Genomic DNA, 8406 nt, shown 5'->3' with positions numbered 1-8406 from the left:
GTTTGCAACAGACTTTCCGCACTTATCACATTTTAGCTCCCATGTCATGGATTTTTCACCTCCGGTCTGGTTTCTACTCCTATTTCATCGATTGTTATCGTGTAGCCTTTTCCTACTTCGATAACTTTGCTTAATTCGGTAGGAAGTGTAAATCCCACCATGTCCTTACTCAATTTTCTTAGAGTTCTTACGAATGTATATGCCATAATAACTCCTCTATTAGTTGCTATAAAATTACTTTTATAGTTATTATAAAGTTATTACAACATATTTATAAAGCTTTCGTTAATGTAACACAATTTTAAAAAAACAATATTGATAGTTTAATACCTATTTTAGAAATTCGATAGATTTATATATAGAATAACTCTATAATTAGTTTATGAAAGGTGGTATTTCCATGACAAAATCAGACAAAAAAGAAATAATGATCAGATTACCTAGATCTGATTATGCCACCCTTCAGGAAATGAAAGACGATGAGGGATTAGTTCAAGACACAGAAATGATAATGAGAATAATCTCTCATGAACTAATGCGATATCGTATCAAGAAAGAGACCGCTTAAACTCCTGACGGGTGTTTAGGCGCGGGATGCTCAATTTTACTTTTTTGGCTTTCCTGTTCAAAATGTGGGAGAAAAACGGACTTAGCGCCGAGGTAGGGATTTGAACCCTAGATCTCACAGGGAGAACGGGATTAGCAATCCCGCGCCGTGCCAGGCTGGGCCACCTCGGCTTAGAATAAATGATTTAAGTTTGTTTTTAAATTTATGGATAGTGACACGCCTGGAAATGAGCAGAATAGACTACAAGGGAGGGATTCCCCCGTACTCGACCCTGCTACCCTGCAAGCATTAAACGTCCTCCCTACCGTTGCTCCCTTCCGGGCCTGGCGGGATTCGAAAGGTGAAGGGTTCGTCCATCTCTTCCAAAATAGACTGCTCCGCCGCCAATCCTGCAGGACATGGCTTCAACGTCGTAGGGACTCCACCATATAGGTATCCAACTGCTTTCCAGGCTTCGGCCCCTCTTAAGACGGTTTGAGGTAACAGAAGGCGCCTAACCTCCCGGCCTAGTCTAATCCACATTAAATTAATTATATAAAAAGCTTACGAAAAAAGCATATATAACAGATATGAAAGATTTTAGTATCGGAGATCTCTTATGAAAACTGAAGGCATCGCTGTTTTATCTATCTCATCTGCTTTGTATGGATTTTCGATTATCCTTGTGAAGATGGCCTTAAACCAAGGATACTCATCGTATAGTCTTGTATCCTCCAGATCCCTTTTGTCAATACCAATGATGATTTTGGCAATATTTTTATTAAAAGATAAAGTCAACTATGAGGTCCCACTACCAAAAAGAGACCTAACAATCATTGGGATAATTGGAAGCGGTACTGCAATGATGACTCTTTATCTTGGTCAGGCTTATACACTTGCAATAAATGCAGGATTCATATTTAGATTTGTCTTTATATTTACTGCCTTGTTTTCACATTTCTTGCTGAAGGACAAGATTCAAAAGAGCCAGTACACGTCAATGGTAATAATGTTCCTCGGGATGTATCTTATATCAACTGATGGGAAAGCCTTGAATCCACACTGGGGAGATATATTAGTTCTTCTGGCATCCATGCAAGTGGGTTTTACAAACGTTTTGGCTAAAATAACTATGAAAAAAGTAAACTCCTATATGATTTCAGCTATAAGAATCCTGATTGGCTCAATTTTCATAGTCGTTGTAATATCTGCTCTTTTTGGCCTCACTACCCTCTCACCTATTTCTTCAATTCCTTACACCATACTTGCATTGGCACTGCTGGAAATCATATTTATTTTCCTCTACTATAGAGGTATTGAAATTGAAGGTCCCTTGACTGCAACATTATTCTTCTTAATGGGTGCCCTAGTATCGGCATTGCTTTCATATCTCATATTGGGCGAAAAACTTACAGTAGTAGGGTGGACTGGAGGTTTGTTAATAATGGTTGGGGCATATATATTAATAAAAAAATCAAAATGATTTTAATGCCTTCTCCATCCTGAGTAGGGCCTCTTCAATCTTTGCATAGTCAGTTGCGAAAGAGCATCTAATAAATCCTTCTCCTCTATCCCCAAAAGCATCTCCTGGAACAACTACAACTTTAGCATTGTCAAGCATGAAGTCAGAAAATTCTCTTGAAGTCATACCTGTTTCTGTTATATTGGCAAAGCAGTAAAATGTTCCTTTTGGATTTATACAAGAAACACCTGGGAGATTGTTCAGCCCTTTTACGATAAGATTTCGTCTTCTCTCATACTCTCTTACCATATCAGATACGCATTGCTGTGAAGATGTTAATGCAGTATATGTTCCTTCCAGTGATGGAGTATTCAAACATGAAACTGCATACTGGTGGATTCTAAGCATTGGAGTAAGCATCTCTTTTTCAGCTACTACAAATCCAACTCTCCATCCGGTCATTGCATAGTTTTTTGAAAAAGAGTTTGTAATTATTGTTTTATCATAATAGTTCAAAAAGCAGTCTGGCTTGTATCCATCATAAACAATCTCTTCGTAAGTATCATCAGATAGTAGGTATAGATTATTATCTTCGCATATATCCGCTACCATCTTATAGTCTTTCTTTTCGAGAACACCGCCGGTAGGATTTGAAGGATAATTTAAAACAAGCATTTTTGTCTTTTGATTTACTCTTTCAAGGATATCATCTTGTGCGGGTCTAAAGCTATTCTCTTCATATAAAGGAATTCTAACAGGTATCGATTCTGACATGTAAGCATCGTTTTCGTAACATAAGAATATCGGGTCAGGCACCAAGACCTCATCTCCCTTGTTAAGAAGTGCCATAAACGCAAGATAAACTGCTTCGTATGCTCCTGCGGTCAAAAGGATGTTCTGAGGGTGAGCCTCTGTAGAAAATAATCGCATATATCTATCAGAAATTGCTTTTCTGACTTTAAACATGCCCTGATTTTCTGTATAGTGGGTAAATCCTTGATCAAGGGCTGTCTTTGCAGCTTCCTTTATATGCAAAGGAGTATCAAAGTCAGGCTCCCCTATACCAAGGCTTATAACATTTTCAATTTTTTTTGCTCTTTCTGAGAGCTCTCTAATTTTTGAAGGGATAACAAGTTTTACTCTTTCTGCAACCATTATAACCACTATCCTAAAAGAGTGTAATTAATTTTAAAGATTTCTGTTAAATTTTTTCTAGTCAAGGGCAATACTTAAATAAAATTATAAATAATTATGCTCATGGAAGATGTGGTAGAAAAAACTTTTCAAATGGCGTTTCTAATAGAAGATTTGAGGGAGATTTGGAGAAAAACAGCCCCTTTTCATAAATTGAAAGAAGAAGAAATAAAACAAGTTTTGGCTATTATTGATGAAATCAAAAATAATTGTGATGCAATCTCAACTAAGGTGTCCAAATGAACATTGGAAAACTTGAAATAAGGGATAGAGAAGAATCATTCATAAATCTGAATCCATTGCAAACTGGCGGTAGGACTACATCTGATGCCAGAAAAGCCATCATATCGTTTATTGATGGATATTCTGTATGTGACTGGTGCAAAGGCGCTCTACACATTACAACTGAGCCAGATATAGCAGGATTTCTGGGTGATGTATCTGATTTCTTGGGAATGGATTATGTCTTGCCAACTAATGGCTGTAGGGAAGCAAAGTACGGTGTGATGCATTCTATTTCAAGCGGCGGAAGTATACTTTGTGATGGCAACATGCACTATAGCTCTGAAGTTGCTGCAGAGAGGGCGGGACTAAAAATATACAAAGTTCCAAACAGCGGAGAGCCTGAGTACAAGATAAATCCTGTAGATTACGCCGAAGGATTTGAAAACATCAAAAAAGAGACTGGGAAATATCCAGAGCTTGCTTTATTGACTCATGTTGACGGAGAATATGGTAACTTCGTCGATGCAAAGGAAGTTGGAAAGATTTGTAATGATTACTCTATTCCTTTTTTACTTAATACTGCATACTCATCAGGTAGGATGGAAATCGATGGAAAGAAAGTTGGTGCTGATTTTATAGCGTGCTCTGGTCACAAATCATGGGCAGCCGGGGGAGGTAACATAGGGATACTCGCAATAAAAGAAGGATGGCAAGATAAAGTATTCAAACCTGGGACAAACTGGAAGTCAAAACCTTTAGAGATACTCGGATGTTCTTCCAGGGGCGCATCACTTATGGCTTTGATGGCATCTTTTCCATTTGTTAAGGAGAGAGTAAAGAATTGGGACGATGAAGTCAAAAAGGCCAGATACCTTGTTAGCGAGTTAGAAAAAATTGACATAAAACAGCTCGGAGAGAAACCTAAAAATCACGATTTGATAAAGCTTGATACTCCAGTTTACGACAATATTGCAAAGAATCACAAGAAAAAAGGCTATTTTCTTTATTATGAATTAAAAGATAGGGGCATAATTGGAATGAAACCTGGCAGAACAAGAAAGTTTAAGATATCTACTTACGGGCTTTCATGGGAGCAAGTTGGCTATGTTGCCGAAAGCTTCCTTGAAATAGGAGGGGGCTAATTGGAAGGCTGCGTCCTTGTTAGATATGGAGAAATAGCCTTAAAGTCCGATCAGACAAGAAAATGGTGGAACAAAACTCTATTGGAAAACATGAGAGATTGTCTTGAAAAAAATAATATTCCTTATTCATCGATTAATGTTGTTTTAGGAAGGTTAATTGTCTATACCGATAAGACTAGAGAAGCGTCAATAGCTTTAAAGAATGTCTTTGGTATCACATCACTATCGCCTGCCATCAAAATGGAAGCAGATTTTGAAAAGATTAAAGAAAAGTCTCTGGAGCTATCAAAAGATAAAGGTTTGAAGTTCAGAGTTAGTTCTAGGAGGATTACCAAAGAGTTCCCGATGACTTCAAATGAAGTCAATGAAGTTCTGGGTGCTTATCTTAAAGAATCTCTTGGTCTGGAAGTTAGCCTTTTGAACTATGATTTTGAGATGGGAATAGAATTTCTTGATGATTATGCATATCTTTTCACAGAAAGGCTTGAAGCATTTGGAGGTTTACCTCTTGGGGTGCAAGGCCAAGTAATATGTCTTGTTTCAAGCGGCATTGACTCACCAGTTGCAGCCTGGCTACTAATGAAAAGAGGATGTAAAGTTGATCTAATGCATTTTAAAATTACAGAAGAAGGATACCAAAAATACCTTAATATAAAGGAAAATCTCCAAAAATTTTCATATGGCCATGAAATCAAGGATTACGTGATTGATGGTGTGCCATATCTTTCCGATACAAAACAAAGACTATGTGAAAAAGGAAAAGAAAAGTGGTTGTGTATTTTCTGTAAGAGAAGATTTCTAAAAGAAGCTGAAAAAATGTGTAATGAAAAAGGTTATTTCGCAATAGTTACTGGTGAAAATCTTGGACAGGTGGCCTCCCAAACCTTAAAAAATCTTACTGTCCTTGACTCAACTGTTAAAGTCCCAGTTTTAAGGCCTGTTTTGACATATGATAAAAATGAGATAGTCGAGATGGCGAGAACGATAAATACCTATGATATATCAAAAGAAAAAGAGCCAAAGTGCCCATTCACGCCAAAATATCCAATGACTTCGGGCAGCATAGAAGAGTTAGAAAAAATCGAGAAGATGCTATGGGTGTAAAAGAATTCGTCGAAATAACAAGACCATCGAATGCACTTTTTTCAGGAGTTGCAGTCTTGATAGGCGCACTTGTGGCCGGAGGTGGATTCCTAGATATACCCAAGATTATTTTAGTTTTTTTTGTTGCGGTATTTGCTTGCGCCGGTGGCAATACAATTAATGACTACTTTGATTATGAGATAGACAAGATAAATGCACCTAAGAGAGTACTACCCAGGGGTGCAATGAGCCTAAAGGCAGCCTATAGTTTTTCTATTTTTTCATTTATTGTTGCGTGTATTCTTGCATTTATGGTAAATCTTTTGGCCTTCTCTATATGTGTTGCAGCTTGCATCTTGATGTATCTGTATGCAATGACTCTTAAGAGAAAGCCTTTTTCAGGGAATCTTCTTGTTTCATTTCTTACTTCAATAACTTTTATTTATGGAGGTACGGCTATTGGTAGTTACAAGGGCGTTCTAATCCTTGCTCTTGTCTCGTTTTTTGCTATGGTTTCAAGAGAAGTTGTGAAAGATATAGAAGATCTAGAAGGTGATGTTAAAAAAGGTGCAAAAACTCTTCCATCCATAATAGGAGAGCCTAAGTCATTTAATTTGGCCTTTATTTTTTTATTGATTGCAGTTTTTCTGTTGTATATCCCTTTTATTAGCAATCTTTATGGATATATCTACTTGATAATAGTGACTCCAGTTGTAATTTATGTATTATACATACTCCTAAGAATCCTTAAAAATAAGGACAATCCGGGAAAGATACAAAGAAGCATTAAGAAAGCGATGTATCTTGTCTTAGTTATATTCCTTCTAAGCGGAATTATTTATCGTATTGTTTAATGTGGGGATAAAGATATGATATATGTCACGGATCTTACAGAGTATCTATTCTGCCCTTACAAGTTATATCTCAAAAAAATAAAAGGACTTCCACTACCCCAAACTTCTGAGATGCTGACGGGAACTATAATACACAAAATATACGAAGAAGTTCTCTCCAGAGAAAGAATAATAATTGAACAGAGAATAGATGGCAATATGGGTATCGATGAAATCTTCAAGATACTCTACGCCGATTCAAAGAGGGTAATCAAAAATATTATGATAAAGAACAAGGAAAAGCTAAAAGACGCCGGTGTGGATTACCTAGAACTTATTAAAGAGCTCCAAGAAGAATTGAAGGAAGACGAACTTCTAAAATCTATTAGAATCAAAAAATATATGGGCCTTTATGGGAAGGATCCAAATCTTTACAAAAATCTCTTCATGTTAAAGGATATGGAATATCCAATATCTTCAAATGAATTAGGGCTTAGTGGAAAAATTGACAAACTTGAAGAAGATTCTGAAGGAAATCTGTTCCCAGTAGAACTTAAAACAGGTTTATTTTCAAACGGTATCAGAAAACATGAGAGATTGCAAGTATCTGCGTATGCTCTTCTTTTAGAAAAAGAAAGAGGGATTAAAATTCCCTTAGGATTTTTAGAGTATTATCAAGTTAAACAGAGGATCCCTTTTCTTATAAAAGAAGAAGACAAAAAAGAAGTATTAGATATACTATCAAGAGTAAAGGAACTTTTTGATGAAGAAAAGGAGCCTAAAAAAGAAAAGAAGAATTACTGTAAGAGATGCGGGTATAATGAATTTTGTTGGAGTAGTTAGGTATAAGTCTTTTTTATATTTGAGAATTCCTTATCATTGAAACTATTAACTATCGTGACTTTTTGAGCATTTATTGATGTTACATATTTGCTGAAAAGATCTTCTGAATCTTTCCCCTCTATGTATAATTTTGAAGGTATGTCAACAAGAATACTATCATTAACGGTGGATATAGCATGAAGTATTTTAATCCCGTCTTTATCTATGTCTACAATATAAACATATGAACTATATCCTTTAGTTATTGCCATTGAGGTATAAAGAATAGCAAAATCCTCACAATCCCCTCCGCCAAAATCTATAGTCTCATCTGGGTAAAAAACAATGTCTGGAAAATTTTGTAGAGTTACTGAATCTCTGAGTTTTACTTCAAGCCATTTTTCATTTTTTAGATCATATGCCTTGATGTTTGTCCATTCTTGGGTCCCTTCTGATGTCCGGGTAAATGGATCATAATAGTAGTAATAATTATCTATTATGTAGTTGTAAGAATTCAAGAGATAATTTCCTTGAGGTATTTCTTGATTTATTTTCTGTATCCCTTCAGAATTTGGCATGATAAACTTTCCCATATTTCTCTGGTCTTCAACTATATTCCTTTCTATCCTTTCAGAATATCTCTGTAAAATTAGCGATGATCTTTTTTGAGAATTGATGAAAAGTTTCTGATAAGTGAGTAGTTGCTCGTTTTCCTCCTGAGTCATGGCAAGGAGTTTTTCTAAGTCTTCAATCTTATTGGCATATTCCTGAACCTGAACATCAGATGCGTTTTGGTCCAATACCGGAGGTATTGGGGGGCCAGAAGAGTAATATTCGGTGAAGAAAACGTTATCTAACAATATGAATACAGCTATAAAAATAACTGGAATTATAAACCATTTTTTTGGAGTTTTCTTCTTTTGATTTTTTTCAACGACCATTATATTAAATTGTAATTTAATATATTTAAGAGTTATTACTATTTCTACTTCTTAGCATATTTGTTAATTAGATCGTTTAGCTCAGAGATCTTAAATGGTTTTCTTATTACGTCTTTTGCCCCAGCTTCAAGAGCTTTGGGACCAAGGTAACCATATG

General features: G+C 36.0%; 10 protein-coding genes, 1 tRNA gene and 1 other RNA gene. 7 read left to right on the top strand and 5 right to left on the bottom strand.

Translation table 11 applies throughout. The annotated features are described in order from the left end of the window. Window positions 1–44: 44 nt before the first annotated feature. Entirely contained in the window at window positions 45–206 is a 162-nt protein-coding gene (locus KO464_09030) for a hypothetical protein (protein MCC7573514.1), read from the bottom strand. 194 nt (window positions 207–400) lie between these two features. On the opposite strand from KO464_09030, the gene KO464_09025 reads away from it, so the two are divergent. Next, a complete protein-coding gene (locus tag KO464_09025) occupies window positions 401–568 on the top strand; it encodes a hypothetical protein (GenBank protein ID MCC7573513.1) in 168 nt (55 codons plus the stop codon). An 85-nt stretch (window positions 569–653) separates the two neighbouring features. On the opposite strand, the gene KO464_09020 is transcribed toward KO464_09025, so the two are convergent. Both KO464_09020 and ffs read right to left on the bottom strand, forming a co-directional pair. Continuing rightward, window positions 654–738: transfer RNA gene (locus KO464_09020), tRNA-Ser, on the bottom strand. A gap of 36 nt (window positions 739–774) precedes the next feature. Continuing rightward, window positions 775–1086, bottom strand: an RNA gene (ffs, locus tag KO464_09015) — signal recognition particle sRNA. 80 nt (window positions 1087–1166) lie between these two features. Here ffs and KO464_09010 point away from each other — a divergent pair. Continuing rightward, the gene (locus tag KO464_09010; protein ID MCC7573512.1) at window positions 1167–2030 is read left to right on the top strand and encodes a DMT family transporter; all 864 of its coding nucleotides are present in this window, start codon (window positions 1167–1169) and stop codon (window positions 2028–2030) included. On the opposite strand, the gene KO464_09005 is transcribed toward KO464_09010, so the two are convergent. Further along, window positions 2022–3164 (bottom strand): pyridoxal phosphate-dependent aminotransferase, encoded by a 1143-nt coding sequence (locus KO464_09005; GenBank protein MCC7573511.1) that lies wholly within the window; start codon window positions 3162–3164, stop codon window positions 2022–2024. The genes KO464_09010 and KO464_09005 overlap by 9 nt on opposite strands. A gap of 102 nt (window positions 3165–3266) precedes the next feature. Here KO464_09005 and KO464_09000 point away from each other — a divergent pair, with 102 nt between their 5' ends. The 5 genes from KO464_09000 to cas4 are packed head-to-tail and all read left to right on the top strand — an operon-like array spanning window position 3267 to window position 7329. Then, complete coding sequence (locus KO464_09000) at window positions 3267–3446, top strand: hypothetical protein (protein MCC7573510.1); 180 nt, start codon at window positions 3267–3269, stop codon at window positions 3444–3446. Further along, window positions 3443–4570, top strand: coding sequence for an O-phospho-L-seryl-tRNA:Cys-tRNA synthase (gene pscS, locus KO464_08995; GenBank protein MCC7573509.1), 1128 nt, complete (start codon window positions 3443–3445; stop codon window positions 4568–4570). The genes KO464_09000 and pscS overlap by 4 nt, the downstream gene beginning before the upstream one ends. Further along, the gene (gene thiI / locus KO464_08990; protein ID MCC7573508.1) at window positions 4571–5674 is read left to right on the top strand and encodes a tRNA 4-thiouridine(8) synthase ThiI; all 1104 of its coding nucleotides are present in this window, start codon (window positions 4571–4573) and stop codon (window positions 5672–5674) included. It abuts the gene before it with no gap. Next, window positions 5665–6507, top strand: coding sequence for a UbiA family prenyltransferase (locus KO464_08985; GenBank protein ID MCC7573507.1), 843 nt, complete (start codon window positions 5665–5667; stop codon window positions 6505–6507). Before thiI ends, KO464_08985 begins: the two co-directional genes overlap by 10 nt. Window positions 6508–6522: 15 nt before the next feature. Continuing rightward, on the top strand, window positions 6523–7329 hold the full coding sequence (cas4, locus tag KO464_08980; GenBank protein ID MCC7573506.1) for a CRISPR-associated protein Cas4: 807 nt from the start codon (window positions 6523–6525) through the stop codon (window positions 7327–7329). On the opposite strand, the gene KO464_08975 is transcribed toward cas4, so the two are convergent. Continuing rightward, window positions 7326–8249 carry a hypothetical protein gene (locus KO464_08975; GenBank protein MCC7573505.1) on the bottom strand — a complete coding sequence of 308 codons (924 nt, stop codon included), beginning with the start codon at window positions 8247–8249 and terminating at the stop codon, window positions 7326–7328. The genes cas4 and KO464_08975 overlap by 4 nt on opposite strands. Window positions 8250–8406 lie beyond the last annotated feature (157 nt).

This window comes from Methanofastidiosum sp. (genome assembly GCA_020854815.1).
Taxonomy (GTDB): domain Archaea; phylum Methanobacteriota_B; class Thermococci; order Methanofastidiosales; family Methanofastidiosaceae; genus Methanofastidiosum.
This window is presented reverse-complemented; position numbering and strand designations above follow the sequence as displayed.

What these genes read in the sequence shown, in the direction of transcription:
- cas4 (MCC7573506.1), top strand. Translation starts at nt 6,523, where the DNA reads ATGATATATGTCACGGATCTTACAGAGTATCTATTCTGCCCTTACAAG.
- KO464_09030 (MCC7573514.1), bottom strand. Translation starts at nt 206, where the DNA reads ATGGCATATACATTCGTAAGAACTCTAAGAAAATTGAGTAAGGACATG.
- KO464_08985 (MCC7573507.1), top strand. Translation starts at nt 5,665, where the DNA reads ATGGGTGTAAAAGAATTCGTCGAAATAACAAGACCATCGAATGCACTT.
- KO464_09025 (MCC7573513.1), top strand. Translation starts at nt 401, where the DNA reads ATGACAAAATCAGACAAAAAAGAAATAATGATCAGATTACCTAGATCT.
- KO464_08975 (MCC7573505.1), bottom strand. Translation starts at nt 8,249, where the DNA reads ATGGTCGTTGAAAAAAATCAAAAGAAGAAAACTCCAAAAAAATGGTTT.
- pscS (MCC7573509.1), top strand. Translation starts at nt 3,443, where the DNA reads ATGAACATTGGAAAACTTGAAATAAGGGATAGAGAAGAATCATTCATA.
- KO464_09005 (MCC7573511.1), bottom strand. Translation starts at nt 3,164, where the DNA reads ATGGTTGCAGAAAGAGTAAAACTTGTTATCCCTTCAAAAATTAGAGAG.
- KO464_09000 (MCC7573510.1), top strand. Translation starts at nt 3,267, where the DNA reads ATGGAAGATGTGGTAGAAAAAACTTTTCAAATGGCGTTTCTAATAGAA.
- KO464_09010 (MCC7573512.1), top strand. Translation starts at nt 1,167, where the DNA reads ATGAAAACTGAAGGCATCGCTGTTTTATCTATCTCATCTGCTTTGTAT.